The sequence below is a fragment of the Variovorax sp. PAMC26660 genome, from assembly GCF_014302995.1.
Taxonomy (GTDB): domain Bacteria; phylum Pseudomonadota; class Gammaproteobacteria; order Burkholderiales; family Burkholderiaceae_C; genus Variovorax.
In genome coordinates, this window is sequence record NZ_CP060295.1 from 1,241,895 (window position 1) to 1,259,004 (window position 17,110).

The following is a 17,110-nucleotide window of genomic DNA, read 5'->3' on the forward strand; positions in this document are numbered from 1 at the left end:
GATTCAGGCGCCGGGTCCGGCTGCATGCCAGCCATGGGCCTTGCCCCATACGGCATACACGCTGGCACCCGTGCCGCGCACGACGTGGTAACGGTCGTAGGGGGCCGCGGTCATGCAGGCGTGGTGCGGCAGGATGCGCACGCGGCTGCCGACAGGCAGCGCATCGAACATCGCCTGCGCGGCGCCATCGCTGTCGCCATCGCAGGCGATGAGGCCGTGCTCCTGGTGCAGCTCGGCCACGCGCAATCCAGCCAGCGGTGTTGTGCCGTCCGCCTTGCAGATCAACCCGAAGCCAAGGCCGTCGCGAAACTCGGCGGCGGATTCGTCTTTCGACAGCGCGAGCCCGCCGGCGTCGATGAGCACGCGGCGCGACCGCGGGTTGTGGCCGATCACGGTGGCCAGCACCGACAGCGCGATGTCTTCGATCTCGCAGATGCCGCGCGCGGCCTGGTCCAGATCGAAGAAGGTGTACACGCCGGGGCGCATTTCGGTCACACCGTCGAGCCGTTCGGCACACACCGCCGTGGGCGTGGCGCCCACGCTGACGGTGTCCACCGTGAAGCCGGCCGCGCGCAGGCGCCCGGCCGCTTGCACCGCGCCGGCACGCTCGGTTTCGGCAATGGCGCGGATCGCGTCCAGCCCCTCGGCGTGATAGCTGTGGCCGGCATGCGTCAGCACGCCGGCCAGCGTCAGCGATCCGCTGCGTTGCACTTCGGCCGCGATGGCGAGCAGCGCCTCCTCGTCGTCGGGCGCGACACCGCCACGGCCGCCGCCAGTGTCGACCTCGATCAACAACCTGAAGGTCGCGCCGATGGCTCGCGCACGTGCGGCTGCTGCACGTACCGCTTCGACGCGGTCCGCGAGCAGGGTCACGCGGGCAGCGTGCGCGAGCTGGATGCGATGCAGCGCGTCGATCTTGCCCGCGCTGATGCCCACCGCATAGGTCAGGTCCAGGAAACCGTGGCGCGCGAAGTAATCGACCTCGGCCAGGGTGGACACGGTGATGGCGCCGCTGTGCCCGCGGGTGGCCAGGCGCGCCACCTCGGCCGACTTGGAGGTCTTCAGGTGCGGGCGCAGTGCCACGCCGTGGTGCGCCGCGCGCTGCGCCATCGCTTCGCAGTTGCGTTCGAGAACCGTGCTGTCGAGCAGCAGCGCCGGCGTGGTCAGCTCGCCCAACGCCGTGTGTGCGAGTTGCGTCATCGGGTGCATCCGAGCTGGGCCATGATCCAGTCGATCTCTTCGGCCACGCGGCTCACGAAGGGCGGCAGCACCACCAGCGTCATGTGCTCGGCGCCTTCGATGCGATGCAGGCGGCTTCGCGTCGACAGCCCCGCATGCGCCTCCTGGTACTCGGGCCAACGCCGTTGCACCTCGGCAGCTTCCTCGGCACCGGGCGGCAGCTTCTGCATGACCGTGGCCGACAACACCGCGAGCGGACGCGCGCCCAGGTCCGGCGAGGCGCCGGCCTGCCGGGCGACGTGCTGAAGGCCTTCGTGCTCCTTCACCATCGTGTCGATGGTTTCCGGCGTGTAGTTCGCGGCCATCTGTCGCAGGACATGGGGCATGTCGGCAAAGATGGCCTGGATCGGCGCAAAGTCCGGCGGCGGCACACCGCCGGCCTGGAATTCGGCGCGTTTCTTGCGCTCCGGCGCGAGCTGTTCCGCCGGCAGGCCCTTGAACAGCTCGAACTGCTCCGGGTGGCTGGCGTCGAGCATCACGACACCGGCCACCTGTTCCGGGTACAGGCCGGTGTAGATGCGGTTGAGCAGCCCGCCGAGCGAATGGCCGATCAGAACGATGGGGCCGGTGACCTCGGCCGCGGCCAGCAGCGCATGCAATTGCTGCGCACTGCGCTTTCCGTCGAAGGGCGCGTCGTCGGCCTCGCTCCAGCCCATGCCTGCGCGGTCGTAGCTGATCACCGGGTACTTGGCCGACAGCACCTGCTGCAGGCGCGCGTAGATCGGCGAGGCGCAGCCGCCACCGGCTTCGATCACCAGCGTGGGCTGCAGGGCACTGGCCGGCACGGGGCCGCTGCGCTGAAGGTGCATCTGGCGTCCGTCGATGGTGTACAGCTCGCCGGGCGCGGGCATCCCGCGCCCGTCCATCGACGACGGCAACCGTGCGGCGCGTTTCGGCTCTTCCACGCGCGGCCAGTAGTCGAGGTCGCGCACGCGGTACGGCAGGTTGGCGAAGTCGGTGCTCAGCGCAGCCGGCGTCGACACGTAGAGCACCGACTTGGCGATCGGGCCGAACTCGGCATGAAAATGCTGCGCCGACTTCACCACGACCAGCTTCTTGGCCGCCAGGTCGATGCCCAGGCCCGTGAAGAGGTCGGACCCGATGACCTGGTTGCGCTTGCTGATGAGCACGATGTCCACGCCGTTCGCCGCCTGCACCCACACGCAGGGGCCCATGGGCGTGTGGTTGCCCACGGCAAGGCCGCGTTGCGTGTGCGCGTCCTTCACGGCCTTGACGGTCACGTGCAGGTCGATGGGGTCGCCCGAGGCCGGGCCGCACTTGCCGCCCAGCCGCAGCTCGAAGCTGGCGCCGACGCCCGCGTCGCGGCACAGCTGCACCGCGCCCAGGTCCCAGACGCCGCCGAAGGCCACGTTGGCGATGCCGCGCTCGATCATTGCGCGCAGCATGAAGGTGCTGTCGCTGGTGGCGCCGCCGCCAGCGTTGTCGGCCGTGTCGGCAATGACCACCGGGCCGCCCGACGTGGCCATGGCCTGGTCGAGCGTCTCGTCGATAGAGAGCGAGGGAACGCCGGTCTGGTGGCGCAGGTCCCAGAACTCGCGGCCCAGTTCTTCGGCCAGCTTTGCGGCCAGCACGGGGTCGTTGTCCGTCACCACCCACAGCTTGGCGCCGGACTCCGGCACGTCGGCCCATGGGAAGCCATGGCCCAGCGACACCGAAAGCACGCCCGGCAACTTCTCGCAGGCTTCCATGCGGCGCACGAAGCCGGCCATCGGTTCGCGCGTGGTGTGCCACTTGCCCACCATGCGGCAGTCGTGCACGGCCGTCACCGGCCGCACGCGGCCCTGTGCGGTGTCCATCACGATACGGACCAATTCCTGCAAGCGGTCCAGCGCGTCGGTGTGCGGATATTCCTTGTAGCAAATGATCACGTCCGCTTCGTTCAGCATCTGCTGCGTGAAGTGGCAGTGCAGGTCGAGCGACACGCCGATGGTCACCTTCGGGCCGACCAGGGCACGCACGCGCGAGATCAGGTCGCCTTCGCAATCGTCGTAGCCGTCGGCCACCATGGCGCCGTGCAGCACCAGGATCACGCCGTCCACCGGGCCGGCATCGCGCAGGTCGGCCAGGATCTCGTCGCGCAGGCTCTCGTACACCGGGCGCACGGTGCGCCCCAGCGGCTGTGCAAAGGCCAGCAGGCTCTCGACCATCTCGTGGCCTTCGGCGGCCAGTTGCTTGCGCACTTCCACCGCGAACATGCCGTAGCCGCTCGCGTCGCGCGTGCTGGAGTCGCCGCGGAAGATGCCGTATTCGTTGTAGCTGCCCCAGCCGGTGGGGGCGGAGACGAAGGTGTTGGTTTCGGTGGCGAACAGGGTGGTGAAGAACTTCATGCGCGTGACTCCTGACGGGCAAGGTGAATGTTTCGCGCGCGCAGGGTGTCCAGCCGCAGTCCCACGACCCGGCCTGCCTTGCGCTCCACGTTGAGGATCGATTTGCCCATCCGGGCCAGCACCGGATTGGCGGAGGTCAGCACCATCACGTCGGCCGACAGCGGCGTCAGCAAGCACAGGTGCTGGCCGTGGCGGCCTTGCACCGTGAGCTGCAGCGTGCCGTCGACCAGCGCCATCTGCGCGGTGGCGTCGAGGTCGGCGCTGGTGTAGTTGCCGCACAGCGCGTCGGCCAGCGACGCGGCATCGGGCGCCGTTGCGGGCAGGCGCTCGAAGCGGCGCGGCAGCCCGCCTTCATGCAGCACCAGCGTGTCGGGCGTGCGCTGCGGATCGATGTCGCTGGCATCGATCACGAGGTCGTTGATCGGGAGGTCCTGCACGCCCAGCCACAGTTTGCCGTCGCCCTGGTGCATCAGTTGCGGGCCGGAGGCCTGCCACGACATGGCCAGCTTGCCGCCGGCGTCCGAAAAGCCGAGCACGCTGCCGGTGGACGGCGCGTGGTAGCGCTGGCCGAGCAGCGCGGGGAAGTCGCTGGCCAGCGGTCGCACTTCACGCGGCGCGAGCACGTCGGGCAGCAGCAGCTCGATCGCGTTGAGGGCCAGCGCCGACGCACCCACCGCGGCGCCGTTCACCATGACGATGATGTCCAGCCCGTGGGCCGGCACGGTGATCATCTGCGACTGGGCGCCAAGGACCGCACCCGCGTGGTGAATGATCTCGACCCCGCGGTAGGGATGGCGCGCCAGCCCGTAGCCGTAGGTCACCTTCGAGCCCGAAGACAGGATGGTGGGTTCGGACAGCAGGGCCCAGCTTTTGGCGCTGCCCACGGTCTTCTCGCTGCTGCGCATGTGCGCGAGCCAGCGCAGCATGTCGTCCACCGTCGACACCAGCGAGCCGCCGCCGTCGAGTTCGCAGGGGTACACGCCGCGTTGCCATCCGCCGCCGGATGTGGGCATGTACAGGCCGGCCAGGCCGGGGACCACCTCGTGGTCGGTCGCCACCGAGGCGGTGTCGGGCATGTTCAGCGGCCCGAAGATGCGCGCCTTCAGGAAGTCGTTGAAGCTCTGTCCGCTCACGCGCTCGACGATCTTCGCCAGCAGGTGGTAGCCGCCGTTGCTGTAGACCATCTGCGTGCCGGGCTCGAAGTTCAGTTCGCTCTGGCGCGCCATGGCAGGCAGCCCCGGGCCGGGCTCGGTGAAGGTGAGGCCGTGCGCAATGGCCCACAGCTCGTCGTGGCCACGCCAGCCGCTCGTGTGCGCCAGCAGGTGGCGCAGCGTGGGGCCGTTGGCGCTCAGCGCCGGCATTTCGGGCAGGTGCTTCTGCACGGGGTCTTCGACGTCGAGCAGCCCGTCTTCGGCCAGTAGCAGCACGGCCAGCGCGGTGAAGTGCTTGCTGGTGGAGGCGATGCGCATGCGCGTGGTCGGCGTGTTGGCCACGCCCATTTCCAGGCTGGCCATGCCGACGGCGCGCCGGTACAGCAGGCGGCCGTTGCGTGCGATGCCGATCACCATGCCGGGCGCGTCGCCGCGGTTGAAGGGCGCCACCAGTGCGTCGATGGCGGCCAGCGCGGCCGCCTCCGCGGCGGCGGTGTCAGGTAAGGGAGGCGAAGGTTGTTGTGACATGGAAGGACAACGAAAGGGGGTGGGAGATGAACGAGGAAAAGATCAGGTGGGCCGCGCCGCGCGCATGAGGCGCACGAACGGGCCTTCGGTGGCGCGCAGCACCATGGCGCCGAGGACACCGCCGATCAGCGTCGTGGCAACGATGGACACCGCCAACCCGTTGGGCACGGACTTGAGGGCGTCCGACAACATGCCCACCACCAGTGGCCCCAGCACGCCGAACGGCAGGCCGCCCACGGAAAGCAGTGCGATGGTGCGGGCGCGCAGGTGGGGCGGTGCCGCGTCCTGCAGCACGTTGGGCAGCAGCACCGCGCCGCTGATGAGCGGCACCACCAGCAGGGCCAGCAACGCGAACGCATCGGTCGCCGAGCGCGTGAAGAGCAGCAGCGTCGACAACAAGGCGGCCGTGAGGTTGCCCAGCATGATGATGCGCAGCGCGGCGGCCGGCCCCATGCGGGGCTGCACGTAGCGCATCGCCGCCACGCCCAGCAGGCCGCCGACCACCGTGCCGCACAGGAAGGCCAGGCCCATGCCTTGGCCCATCTGGGCCGGCGTGATGCCGTACGAGCGTGCCGCCATGATCGGCAGCCAGGTGCCGATCGAGCTCATCCCGACGCTCGCCAGGCCCGCGCCGATCACCAGGCCGGCGAAGGTGCGCCAGTGCAGGCGAAGGTGATCTCGGAAGCTGACGGTGCTGGCCGCATCGTCCGCATCGGCTTGACTCGCCGCAGGTGCGGCATGGTGTGTCACCGTAGCCGCTGAAGAAACGGGCTGCGCCTTCCCGCGTCGCGTCCGGCGGATCGACAGCACCAGCAATGCCACCGGCAGGCCCGCCGACGCCATCACGAAGAAGGTCAGCCGCCATGCCTCCAGGTGCTGCATCGACGCGGGCAGCCAGGGCCGCAGGTCTTCCGTCAGGTGCACGACGGTGCCACCGAGCAAGGCGCCCAGCGCGCTGCCGAAGATGGCCGACAGCGCGAACACTGCGTTGGCCATCACCCGCTGCGCGCGCGGGAACAGGTCGGGAATCATGCTGTTGGTGATGGGTGTGAGGCCCGCCTCGCCCACCCCCAGGCCGATGGAGGCGATGAACAGCACGCCGTAGTCCATTGCGGTGCCGCGCATCGCGGTGGCAGCGCTCCACAGCAGCACACAGGCGGCCAGCACCACGCGCCGGTCGTAGCGGTCGCTCAGCCAGCCCAGGGGCAGCGTGGCGATGCCGGTGAACAGCACGATGCCCGCGCCCTGCAGCAGCCCCAGTTGCGTGTCGGAGAGCGACAGCGCAATGCGCATCGGCTCCGTCAGCAGCGTGAGGATGACCTTGTCGATCGAGCCCAGCACCGTCGCGATGACCAGCACCGCCAGCGCGTACCAGGCGCTGGACGGTGCCTTGCGTGCCGTTTCTTGTGCTGCGGGGCTCGTCGCATCCGGCGGCAACGCGGCCGCCAGTGGCGTAAGGCTCGACATCTCAGAACGGAACGTTGACGTTCAGGCCGATGGTGCGTGAAGGCGCCAGCGCCGCCTGCACCAGGTTCGGGTTCGCCGCCAGTCCGGTTTCGATCGACAGGATGCCGCGCTTGTTGGCCAGGTTGCGCACATAGGCCGAGAGGCTGAAGCGCGGAAAGTCGATGCCCGCCTGCAGGTCGACCAGCGTGTAGGCCGGCATCTTGATGCTTGGAATGACCGAGCTGCCGGAGTAGCCCGCATCGCGCTTGCCGGTGTAGCGCGCACTGACGCCGACGTAGGCCGGGTGATCGGCAATGCTGAAGTTGTGCGTCACGCCCAGCGTGGTCGCAAAGCGCGGCGTCTGGGGCAGGCGGGTGCCCGCCTTGGCGTCCAGGCCCTTGGCATCCTCGGTCAGGCGCGCATCGATGAGTGCGGCGTTGGCGGTGAAGCGCCACGCCTTGCTGGGCTTCCAGTTGAGCGTGAGCTCACCGCCCTTGATGCGGGCGGCTCCGGCGTTGGTGACGAAGACGAAGCCACCGCTGCGCGTGGGTTGCTGCACGTCGCGCCATTCGATGTCGTAGAGCGCGGCCTCCAGCGACAGCTTGCGGTCCAGCAGGTCGGCCTTGTAGCCGAGTTCGTAGCTCCACAGCGAGTCGGACTTGAACATCGGCTGCACGATGTTGCGGTCGGTGTCGGCCTTCAGCGCGTTCGGGCCGCCGGGGCGGTAGCCGCTCGCCGCGCGGAAGTACAGATTGCTGGTGTCCGACAGCGTGTACTTGGCCGCGGCAAGGTAGGTGGTGGGGCTTTCCGACGAGGTGCCGGCGGCGTTGGCGTCGACCGGGCCGACCAGCGAGCCGGACTGCTTGCTGTTGTAGCTCTGGTTGTTGCGCGCCAGCCGCACGCCGCCGGTGAACGACAGCGCGGGCGTCACGTTCCAGGTGACGTCGCCATAAAGGGCCTCCTCGCGGTAGCGCGAGGACTGCGTCGACGTCAGGAAGGTCTTGTTGCCCAGTCCGCCGTTCAGGTTCGCACTGAGGGTGCCGTCGTTGGCGCCGCGTTCGCGGTTCAGGTAGATGCCGGCCAGCCACTCGATGGTGGTGCCCGAGCGCGAGGTCAGGCGAAACTCCTGGCTGACGCGGTGCTGCTCCACGGTGCTGTCCAGCGGCGCCGAGGACGCCGACAGGCGCATCGCGGCCAGCGACGGCCCGTAGAGGGCGGTGAGGTCGGCCGAGTTGTTGATCTTCACGTCCTGCGCGGAGGTGATCGAGTTCAGGCGTGCCCAGCCGAAGTCGTACTCCACGTCCAGGCCGAACAGCTGCGAGCGGTTGCGGTAGGGCTCGCGGCCAGACAGCTGGCGCGTGCGGTCGAGCCCCCACGGGCGAAGGGTCCGCTTGTCGATGTCTTCAAAGCCCAGGCCCTGGCGATTCACGTCCTGCACCATGCCCGTGAGGCGCACCGTGAGTTCCTTCGTGGGCGTCAGCAGCAGCGAGATCCGGCCGCCGTCGGTGTGGCCGCGATCGATGTTGCGGCCCCATGCGGGACCGACGGCGTTGTAGCTGCCGCCGACCCGGTCCGTGAAGGCGGCGATGCGCACCGCCGCCACGTCTTCCTTGATCGGCACATTGAGCACCGCGTTGGTCGAGTAGCCCTGGCCGCCGCCCTGGGTCCACGTGGTGCCGAACTTCACCGAGCCCGCGAACTCCATGGTGTCGGGCTGGTTGGTCACGTACTTGAGCACGCCGCTCATGGCGCCGGCGCCGTACAGCGTGCCCTGCGGGCCGCGCAGCACCTCGATGTGGTTCAGGTCGAGCATGCCCATGTCCAGCGGCGTGAAGCCGGCGAGCGCGCCGGACGAGCTCAGGCCCGTGGCCACGTCGTCCACATACACGCCGACGGTGGCGATGCCCTGCACCGGGCCGGTGGTCAGCCCGCGCATGGTGAGGATGCCGCCCACGCTGCCGCTGCTCGTGAGGCTCACGCCCGGCTGCTCGGCCACGTAGTCGGCCAGGTTCTTGGCGCCGGCGCGTTCCAGCGTCTCGGCCTTCATCACGTTGACCTGCATCGGCACTTCGCGGATCGGCTCGCGGCGGCGCGTGGCCGTGACAGTGACGCTGTCGAGCGACTGCGGCTCTTCGGTCGACGCCCTTGCGGCGGCGGCCACCGGTGCGGCGGCATAGACCACGATCGCACCGTCATCGCCGCGGCGCGTGAGCAGCGGCGTGCCTTCGAGAATGCGCGACAGCGCCTCCTGCGGCGACAGCGCGCCCTTCACGCCGCGCGTCACCTTGCCCTTCACATCGTCGACCTTGTAGAGCAGTTGCACACCGCCCTGGGCGATGTAGGCATCGAGCGCGGTCTTCAGGTCGCCGCCGCTGACGTCGAAGACCTGCTGTGCCTGCACTTGCGCCTGCGCATGCGCCAGCACGGGCAGTCCGCTCATCAGCGCCCACGTGCCACCGATGACCCAGTGGCGGATCGCCACCGGAAAGGCCACCGATGGGCGTTTCTTCTTTTGCTTCTTCTTGGAGGGCTGGCCGAGGCCTTGCTCGATTCGATTCATGGGGGTGTCTCCAGAGTGGTATTTGTTTTGGTATCCACTGAGACGAATGCCCGGTCACATTCCGGTAATAACCTAGTTTGAAATTCTTATTTCGTTACCACTGTCCTGCGCCGCGAGGCCGAAGCCCTGCTTGAGCAAGGCCACGAACCCGCTCATGTTGTTGGCATCGAAGCTGCCGCCGATGCGAATGCGCGCGATGGCCGGATCGGCAATCACCAGCTTGCGGGTGTTGTAGCGATTGAACTGTGCGGCCGCATCGCCCAGCGTGGTCTGGTCGAACACGAGCCTGCCCTGGCGCCAGCTCAGTTCGTCGTCGATCTGCTTGGGCGCCTTCGACATCACCAGCACGCTGCTGGCACTGGCAACCGCCCCCTGGTTGCGCGTGAGCACGGTGGGTGCCACTTCTTTCGCGCCCTGCGCAGACGCGATCTGCACGCGCCCTTCTTCCACGGTCACGTTCACCTGGTCGCCCTGGCGCCGCACCAGGAAGCGCGTGCCCAGCACGGTGATGCGGCGGTCCCCGGCGATGACGACGAAGGGATGGGCCTTGTCATGCGCAATGTCGAAATAGGCCTCGCCGTCTTCCAGCCACACCTTGCGGCTGCTCCCGTTCACCACGGCACGCACGTGCGTGGCGGTGTTCAGCGTGAGCACGGAGCCGTCGGACAGCGCAACCGATTGACGCGCGCCCACGGCCGTGGCGTAGTGCTCGCCCTTCCAGTCCTGCGTGTAGCGCCAGCCCAGCCAACTGCAGGCAGCGGCCACGACCAGCATGCCGGCCGCGATGCGTTGCGTGGCAAAGCGCGGCAGCCGGTACGCAGGCGCCGCCCGTGGAGCGGATGCAGGCGCGTCTGCGGGCAAGGGTATGCGGATGGGAATGGGCGCCGGCTTGGCCGTGGCCGTTCCCGTCAGGGGCGGCGGTGCGCGCAGGACGCCCAGCCGGTCGCTGCGCTGCCAGACGCTGGCCAGCCGCAGCCACGCCACGCGGTGGGCGATCGACTCGGCGACCCAGGCGTCCAGCTTCTGCTCGTCGGCCTCGGTCCATGTGCCGCTGTCGCGGCGCGCCAGCCAGTCGGCGGCGGCGGATTCAATGCGTTCGACTTCTGTCATGTCGAGAGCCTCTTTTCGTTCTGCGCCCGACCGAAGGCCTTGGTGTCCAGATGCACCCCGTCGGAGAGCAGCGCGTCTGCCAGCGCCCTCACGCCCCGGGACACCTGCCGCTCGACCGTGTCTTCGGTGATGCCCAGCTGCGTGGCCACCTCGCGCTGCGAGAGCCCTTCGATCTTGCGCATCTCGATGACGCGGCGGCACTTGGAAGGCAGGGCATCGAGCGCCGTCTGCAGCAGCCGCAGCTCGCCGCGGCCCGAGGCATGGCGCTCGGGCGTGAGTTCATCGGCCGAGAAATCGAGCGCGTCGAGGTCGGCAATGATCTCGATCGACACGATCTGCGCCCGCCGCGCACGGTCGATCAGCAGGTTGCGCGCCGTGGCGAAGACGAAGGGCTTCACCAGCTCGGGCACGGCCTTGGCCGCTGACTCATAGATGCGCATGTAGACGTCCTGACGCAAGTCAGGTATTTCGGCGTCGTCGCGCCAGTTGCGGCGAAGAAACCGCGTGAGTGCGGCCTCCATGGGCAGCACTTCCCTGACGAACCAGTTGTCCAAATCACTGAGAACCAAAAAAGCGCTCCTGGGAATGGCCGGATGGGGTGGCGGCTCGTCGCCGGGATTGGCGACAGACACTGAGACGAACGGCCAGAAGATTTCCGGTAACGCACGGTGAGGAGCACCACGAAATTCTAGGCGGCACTGAAATGGGGCGCCCCGTTACCGGAAAGCGCAGCCGCACTCGTCTCATGGGGGTAACAAGAAAAACCATCTCGCTGGAAATACACCTACATGAATCGATTCCGGAGGCAGACCCCCCTCCTCCACACCGGAGCAGGCCGGCGCATTGCCGTCGCGCTCGGATGCGTACTGATGACCGGCCTGTCCTTCGCCAATACCCGGGATTTCGACGTTCGCAGCGGCGAACTCAGGCCCGCGCTCGACGCCTTCATTGCACAGTCCGGCGTGCAGCTCATCTACAAGATGGAAGACGTCAAGGACCTGTCGACACGGGGCGTGAAGGGAAAGATCGCGCCCGATGCGGCGCTGGACAAGTTGCTGGACGGCACCCGCCTGCACATCCGCCGCGGGCAGGACGGGGCCATGGTGCTCATTGCTGCGCCTGCCGCGAAACCCATCGCCATGCCGGCTGCGGCGGACAGGAAGCCTTGAGTTTCTGGCGGCCGCCTGCGCTGCAAGGGTTCACGGGGAATGCGGCGCAGCAAGAAGAGCTGCGCCAACCGGGTGTCGGGCCCGGTCGCCGGCCGCTCGCAAAAGCACGTCTTCGAAGAACGCGCCAATGGGCCGCTCCAGATCCCGCACCTGGACTTCCAGCACCCAGATTCCGTCACCCGGCATGAAATCGGCCTCGGCCAGACGGTGCTTGCCATAGAGCGCATGCGGAAAGTCCGAGACGCGATGTCCGGCTGTCTCGCGCACGAGCGAGCAACCATGTTCACGCGCCAGCCCGTCCGCCAAGTCGTAGAGCGCGCTGCCGCTCAGGCCTTGCGCCCATGCCAGCCGGGTTCGCTCGAAGATGTGCCGCGCGGCCTGGGTGCAGCGCCGATGGTCGGGGTCGTCACCCATCACGAAGGTGTCGCCGTAGTCACCCTCGTAGCCGTCCCATACGGGGCCCAGGTCGATGGTGAACAGGTCGTCGGCGCGCAGCTTCCGGTGCCGGTCCACCGGCTGGCGGGATGTGCATTGCGTGTCGGGGCCGAAGCGCACGTAGGTGGGATGCCAGTTGTAGGCCGCGCCCATCGCGCGCAGGTGGTTGTCCGCGATGGCGATGGCCTCGCCGGTGGTCATGCCGGGCACCATCAGGGCCGCGATCTGCGGTAACGCCTCCATGGAGCGCCTGCGCGCATCGAGGATGCCGTCGAGCGAAAAGGCCGCTCCCACCTTCTCCCAGGGATGGCGCACGATGTACGGCGCCTTGCCCTGCTCCGCCTGCGCGGCCGGCAGGAATGCTTCGGATTGGAAGCGGTCCTTCGGCAGGCCCGCGGCCTTCAGCACGTCGCGCGCGCCCCGAACCATGGCGGGGTTGCCGCAGGCGTAGACCATGGTGCGTTGCCAGTCGTGGTCGGCTGCGAGTGCCGCTTCCTGCACGTGCCGCTGCCCTCGGGCCTGGACCGCCTCGGTGCTTGGGGCACGCGCCGCAGACACCACCGGCGTCCAATGGAAGCTCGCGTGGGCATCCTGCAGCTTGTCGAGCAAGTCGGATGCATAGCAGTCCTCGGCTCGGCCCACTCCCCAGTACAAATGGACGGTACGGAACGCAGCGCCGGCCAATGCAGTTGTCAGGATGGCGCTGATGCCTGCGAAGCCCGTGCCCGTGGCCAGCAGCACCAGATGCTCGACCGCGTCGGAGGGCGCCTGCCAGGTGCAGGCGCCGTAGGGCCCGTCGAGTTCCAGCAGGTCGCCCGGCCGAAGCTGGGCGAGCCCGTGGTCGGTGAATGCACCGCCCGGAATCCGCCGGATATGAAACTCCAACAGGTTCGCGTCACCGGTCTGCACCGGCAAGTTGGCGATGGAGAAGCTGCGGCGCTCGCCGTTGTCCAGCAACAGTTGCGCATGCTGCCCGGGCTCGCATTGAAAGCGCTGGGCGCTCTGCACCTCAATCACCAGCCGCGTCACGCTGGGTGCCATTGCGTCGAGCGCAACGATCTTCGCGCCATAGCGGGCGGCCGGACGGGCCGGGCTGCGCCAATGCGCAAAGCGCAGGCTCAAGTCGCTGGTGGCGCGGCATTGGCACATCAGCAGCTCGTCATCGGCCACTTGATAGGCGGCCTCGGACGGCGCAGCGATGCGTTCGAAGCCGCCTTCGAGCACCTGCGCGCGGCAGGAACCACACTCGCCGCGCTTGCAGGAAAAGGGCACGGCGACACCTTCGGCCAGTGCCGAATCGAGGATGCTGCCCGCGGCGCCGAGCGGAAACCGGGGACCGTCCGGTGTGACGGTGCAAAAGTGAATGGGCGAATCTGGCATGCGTGGGAATCTCGTGGTTGGGCTTTTCTGGGTCAGGCCCTCATTGAGCGACCGGTCTTGGCGAAGGCAGAACTTACCTAGAATGCGGCCTCATCCATAGAGCCATATCTGCAAATATGACCAGGCCACTTTCTCGCGCCTCGCAGTCACGCCGCACGCTGTCGAGCCTCGACCTCGCGGCGGAGCCGCTGCAGGCGGGTGAGCTGAAGCAGGTGTGGATCTATCGCCAGATCCGCGCCCGCATCCTGGAAGGGGTGCTGGCCAAAGGCGCGCGGCTGCCCTCCACCCGGCACCTGGCCGAGCGCTGGCAGGTGTCGCGCGCCACCGTCGACCTGGCCTACGACCAGTTGCGCAGCGAGGGCTACCTGGTCAGCACGGCGGGCTCGGGCACCCATGTCGCGGCGAAGGTGCCCGATCAGTTCTTCGATGCCGGCGCACGCACGAGCGATTCACCGCGACGCCGCGCGCCCGGCATCGACGTGGCACCGCTCATCGCCAGCGCAGTTGGCAAGCCCTTCGTGGCACGGGTTGCCGACCCCGCGCTCTTTCCCATCGATCAGTGGCGCAAGGCGCTGCAAGCCAGCACACGGCATGTGACGGTCGAACAACTGGACGACAACGAACCCTTCGGACTCGGCGCGCTGCGCACGCAGATCGCCAGCTACCTGGGCGTTGCGCGCGGCATCTCTTGCGACGCGGAGCAGATCGTCGTGCTGGCCGGCATTCGCCAGGGGCTGGACATGTGCGCGCGACTCCTGCTCTCGCCCGAAGACAAGGTCATGGTGGAAGACCCCGGCTACCTTCATGCGGCCCCGATATTCAGCCGGCATGCGCGGGAAGTCATTCACGTGCCCATCGATGCGCACGGCTTCTCGGTGGACCATGCACGCCACCGCACCGGCGCGCGGCTCGTGCACGTCACGCCTGCGCACCAGGCGCCCACCGGCGTCACGATGCCTGTCTCGCGGCGCCTGGCGCTGCTTGCGTGGGCCGAAGAAGCGGACTGCTGGCTGATCGAAGACGACTACGACAGCGAGTTCAGCTACGACAGCGCACCGCTGCCTGCACTGAAGAGCCTGGACGCGGCCGACCGCGTCATTCATTGCGGCAGCTTCAACAAGACGATGTTCGCCGGGCTGCGCATCGGTTATGCCGTGCTGCCTGAAAAACTCGTGCCCGAGTTCCGCAAGGCGCGACACATCACCGGGCGCTCCACCGGCGTGATCGAGCAATTGGCTTTGGCGAATTTTCTGGAGAGTGGCGCCTTTGCGCGGCATGTACGCCGTGCACGCCTGGCCTACGCGCAACGCCGGGACATCGTGCTGCAGGCCCTGCGCGATGCACTCGGCGCCGAACGGCTGTACGTCACCGGGGCGCATTCAGGATTTCATCTGGTGTGGTGGCCGCCGCCAGGGATCGACGTGGCCGCGTTGCAAGAGCTAGCGGCAGGACATGGCCTGCGCTTTCAGGCCATCTCGGATTTCTGCAAACGCGCGGTCCTGCCGCCCGGACTGGTGATCGGCTATGCGGCGCTGGACGACGAGGCACTGCGCCGACAGGCGGGGAAACTGGGCGAGCTGATTTCCCGCTTCCGAGGCAGCGCATCCGGCGCGTGATCGCCCTACCGCGACCCGCTCCGGCGCTAAGAACGAGACAGTGCGGCCAGCTTCTTCTTCGCGCTTTGCAACAGGCCAAGCCGCTCGGTCGACAACTGCGCCTTGGTGTCTCCTTGCGCGATGATCTCGAACGCCGAAGCGGCTGCCAGTTTTGCGGCGAGTGCATCGCGACTCGTCAGCCCGTTGAGCCTGGCCATCGAGATCACGTGGACCTGCAGATGGCGATGAAGAGTCTTCGACAGCTTCTTGCACGCTTCCGTCATCGCGGCCTCGTCGGGCGTGATGGCGCCATGCACGATCAGGAGTTCTATGACGTTGTCGTCGTCCTCTCCCAACACGAAGGCACGCACGACCGAGTTCTTGAACTTGGAACGCAGCATGGTGCGGATCGGCTCGGCTGCGGCGAACGACTTCAATGCGATGCTGCGCAGCTCGCCGTAGAAGACGAACGAACGGTCCGCCTTGACGGTTTCGGGCTCCTCCGCTTTCACCTTCAGCCTTGCGAGGATGCCGCTCTTGACGAGATGCTCCACGGTCTGATCGACTTCGCCAGGCTCCAGCTTCGTTCGCTGGGCCAACTCGTTCACCGAGAACGACTGATCGGGGTCTGCATACACGACCTGCATGAGCTTTTGCACAGCGGGGGACAAGAGAAAATCTGCAGCACTCAAGGGTGTTCCGATTCGTCTGGGTTCTGGGAAGGGCCTGGATTATGAAGTTGAATGCCAGGTCGTTGATGCGCGCTCGATCTCGCGCCTGGCTGGCTTGTGAGCTACCTCGTCACTCGTGGCCCGACGCCACCAGGGCTTCTGTGACGCGGAATCCAATACGCCAGCACTCCCGCCGCTGCAAAGGCGATCAGTCCGGTCACAGCGATTCCCGCAGCAAGCGACAGGCCGCCCGCCAGCAGCGACAGCAGTGCCGGGCCGCTCGAGGAGCCGATGTCGGACATCAGGCGCCATATGCCAAGGAAGTGCGCGCGCCCGTGTCGCGGCGAATGGTCGGCGCCGAGGGTCATGATCATCCCCGAGCCGATACCGTTGCCGAAGCCGATCGCCAGTGAAGCGAGCAGCAGCGTGAAGACACCGGATGTCAGGGGCATCAGCAGCATGGCCAGTCCCATGATCAGCATCGACGGCACCGCGACCCAGCGCCTGCCCTTCCTGTCCATCACCTTGCCTGCCGGGTAGAACACCAGCATGTCGACACCACCCGCCAGACCGTAGATCAGCGAAGCCACCGAGGGCGCGAGCATCAGGTGGTCGGCCCACAGCGGGATCACGGCCTGGCGCGATGCACGCACCGCGCTGACCAGGATCACGCCGACGCCCAGCGTGAGGAACACGCGGCGGTGATCCCGCAGCGTCGACACGATGGAGGTCGAGGCAGGCGCGGCCTGCCCGGCCGGAACCGGCGGCGCTTCGAGGTCGGGGATGCGGGCCCCGATGGCCGCAGCCCCCATCACCGCCACGATGCCCACCACATAAGCCGCCGACAGGCCGAACATATGCACCGCGGCAGCCGCGAGAAAAGGCCCGGCGAACATGCCGATGCGCATGACGCCGCCCAGCGTCGACAGTGCCCGCGCACGGTACTCGACGGGCACCGCCTCGGTCATGTAGCTCTGCCGCGCCAGGTTGTAGACCGCCTGCGACATGCCCACCATGAAGCAACCCGTGGCGAACAGGCCCAGATGCGAAGTCAGCACGCACAGGAGCATGCCCAGAGCGCTCCACACACCCGCCGCGACGATGGCCCAGCGCTCGCCCCATCGCATCGTGATCATCGAGGCCGGGATGTTGTTGAACAGCGAGCCGATGCCGATCATCGCGATCACCAACGCAGCCATCGGCACGGAAGCGCCCAGGTCGCGCGCCGTCAACGGCACGATCGGCAGGATGGCGCCCTCGCCCAATCCGAACAACAGCGAAGGCGCGAAGGCCGGTACGGCGATGCGCCACAGAGAGAACGAGGACGCCGGGGATGAGGTCGAGGCAGCAGGCGGGGATGACATGCGCAGAAGGGTTCGGGTTGTTGCCCCCACCCGCCGGGCGGACCAAGGCCCGGCGATTGTCTCGCCGATGACGAATTTCTGCAGGGCCTCAGGGCCGGCGCATGCCCGGCTCTC

12 protein-coding genes and 1 pseudogene are annotated in these 17,110 nt (G+C 67.8%); 2 read left to right on the forward strand and 11 right to left on the reverse strand.

Annotation, left to right across the window (positions count from 1 at the left end; translation table 11 throughout):
* Positions 1-3 precede the first annotated feature (3 nt).
* The 8 genes and pseudogenes from H7F35_RS05935 to H7F35_RS05965 form a co-directional block, all read right to left on the reverse strand.
* Positions 4-1,200 carry an alanine racemase gene (locus H7F35_RS05935; protein WP_187112015.1) on the reverse strand — a complete coding sequence of 399 codons (1,197 nt, stop codon included), beginning with the start codon at positions 1,198-1,200 and terminating at the stop codon, positions 4-6.
* The gene (locus H7F35_RS34690; protein ID WP_315970488.1) at positions 1,197-2,105 is read right to left on the reverse strand and encodes an alpha/beta hydrolase; all 909 of its coding nucleotides are present in this window, start codon (positions 2,103-2,105) and stop codon (positions 1,197-1,199) included. Before H7F35_RS34690 ends, H7F35_RS05935 begins: the two co-directional genes overlap by 4 nt.
* A gap of 42 nt (positions 2,106-2,147) precedes the next feature.
* A pseudogene (locus H7F35_RS34695) lies at positions 2,148-3,587 on the reverse strand (M81 family metallopeptidase); the annotation flags it as partial.
* Entirely contained in the window at positions 3,584-5,266 is a 1,683-nt protein-coding gene (locus H7F35_RS05945) for a serine hydrolase domain-containing protein (protein WP_187112017.1), read from the reverse strand. The gene H7F35_RS05945 and the pseudogene H7F35_RS34695, both read right to left, overlap by 4 nt.
* A gap of 42 nt (positions 5,267-5,308) precedes the next feature.
* Positions 5,309-6,733, reverse strand: a complete 1,425-nt coding sequence (locus H7F35_RS05950) for an MFS transporter (protein ID WP_187112018.1) — start codon at positions 6,731-6,733, stop codon at positions 5,309-5,311.
* Position 6,734: 1 nt separating this feature from the next.
* Positions 6,735-9,272, reverse strand: a complete 2,538-nt coding sequence (locus tag H7F35_RS05955; RefSeq protein ID WP_187112019.1) for a TonB-dependent receptor domain-containing protein — start codon at positions 9,270-9,272, stop codon at positions 6,735-6,737.
* A 72-nt stretch (positions 9,273-9,344) separates the two neighbouring features.
* On the reverse strand, positions 9,345-10,382 hold the full coding sequence (locus tag H7F35_RS05960; protein WP_187112020.1) for a FecR family protein: 1,038 nt from the start codon (positions 10,380-10,382) through the stop codon (positions 9,345-9,347).
* Positions 10,379-10,903, reverse strand: coding sequence for an RNA polymerase sigma factor (locus tag H7F35_RS05965; RefSeq protein WP_187112021.1), 525 nt, complete (start codon positions 10,901-10,903; stop codon positions 10,379-10,381). Before H7F35_RS05965 ends, H7F35_RS05960 begins: the two co-directional genes overlap by 4 nt.
* A gap of 348 nt (positions 10,904-11,251) precedes the next feature.
* Here H7F35_RS05965 and H7F35_RS05970 point away from each other — a divergent pair, with 348 nt between their 5' ends.
* A complete protein-coding gene (locus H7F35_RS05970) occupies positions 11,252-11,551 on the forward strand; it encodes an STN domain-containing protein (protein WP_187112022.1) in 300 nt (99 codons plus the stop codon).
* Positions 11,552-11,581: 30 nt separating this feature from the next.
* Here the strand turns inward: H7F35_RS05970 and H7F35_RS05975 are convergent, their stop codons facing one another.
* Positions 11,582-13,366 carry an NAD(P)H dependent flavin oxidoreductase family protein gene (locus tag H7F35_RS05975; RefSeq protein ID WP_187112023.1) on the reverse strand — a complete coding sequence of 595 codons (1,785 nt, stop codon included), beginning with the start codon at positions 13,364-13,366 and terminating at the stop codon, positions 11,582-11,584.
* 116 nt (positions 13,367-13,482) lie between these two features.
* On the opposite strand from H7F35_RS05975, the gene H7F35_RS05980 reads away from it, so the two are divergent.
* Positions 13,483-14,982, forward strand: coding sequence for a PLP-dependent aminotransferase family protein (locus H7F35_RS05980; protein ID WP_187112024.1), 1,500 nt, complete (start codon positions 13,483-13,485; stop codon positions 14,980-14,982).
* Between the two features lie 26 nt (positions 14,983-15,008).
* On the opposite strand, the gene H7F35_RS05985 is transcribed toward H7F35_RS05980, so the two are convergent.
* Complete coding sequence (locus H7F35_RS05985) at positions 15,009-15,653, reverse strand: hypothetical protein (RefSeq protein WP_187112025.1); 645 nt, start codon at positions 15,651-15,653, stop codon at positions 15,009-15,011.
* A gap of 101 nt (positions 15,654-15,754) precedes the next feature.
* Entirely contained in the window at positions 15,755-16,996 is a 1,242-nt protein-coding gene (locus H7F35_RS05990; RefSeq protein WP_187112026.1) for an MFS transporter, read from the reverse strand.
* Between the last annotated feature and the right edge of the window lie 114 nt (positions 16,997-17,110).

Coding starts and splice junctions, on each gene's coding strand:
- H7F35_RS05935 (WP_187112015.1), bottom strand. CDS start 1,200: ATGACGCAACTCGCACACACGGCGTTGGGCGAGCTGACCACGCCGGCG.
- H7F35_RS34690 (WP_315970488.1), bottom strand. CDS start 2,105: ATGGACGGGCGCGGGATGCCCGCGCCCGGCGAGCTGTACACCATCGAC.
- H7F35_RS05945 (WP_187112017.1), bottom strand. CDS start 5,266: ATGTCACAACAACCTTCGCCTCCCTTACCTGACACCGCCGCCGCGGAG.
- H7F35_RS05950 (WP_187112018.1), bottom strand. CDS start 6,733: ATGTCGAGCCTTACGCCACTGGCGGCCGCGTTGCCGCCGGATGCGACG.
- H7F35_RS05955 (WP_187112019.1), bottom strand. CDS start 9,272: ATGAATCGAATCGAGCAAGGCCTCGGCCAGCCCTCCAAGAAGAAGCAA.
- H7F35_RS05960 (WP_187112020.1), bottom strand. CDS start 10,382: ATGACAGAAGTCGAACGCATTGAATCCGCCGCCGCCGACTGGCTGGCG.
- H7F35_RS05965 (WP_187112021.1), bottom strand. CDS start 10,903: ATGGAGGCCGCACTCACGCGGTTTCTTCGCCGCAACTGGCGCGACGAC.
- H7F35_RS05970 (WP_187112022.1), top strand. CDS start 11,252: ATGACCGGCCTGTCCTTCGCCAATACCCGGGATTTCGACGTTCGCAGC.
- H7F35_RS05975 (WP_187112023.1), bottom strand. CDS start 13,366: ATGCCAGATTCGCCCATTCACTTTTGCACCGTCACACCGGACGGTCCC.
- H7F35_RS05980 (WP_187112024.1), top strand. CDS start 13,483: ATGACCAGGCCACTTTCTCGCGCCTCGCAGTCACGCCGCACGCTGTCG.
- H7F35_RS05990 (WP_187112026.1), bottom strand. CDS start 16,996: ATGTCATCCCCGCCTGCTGCCTCGACCTCATCCCCGGCGTCCTCGTTC.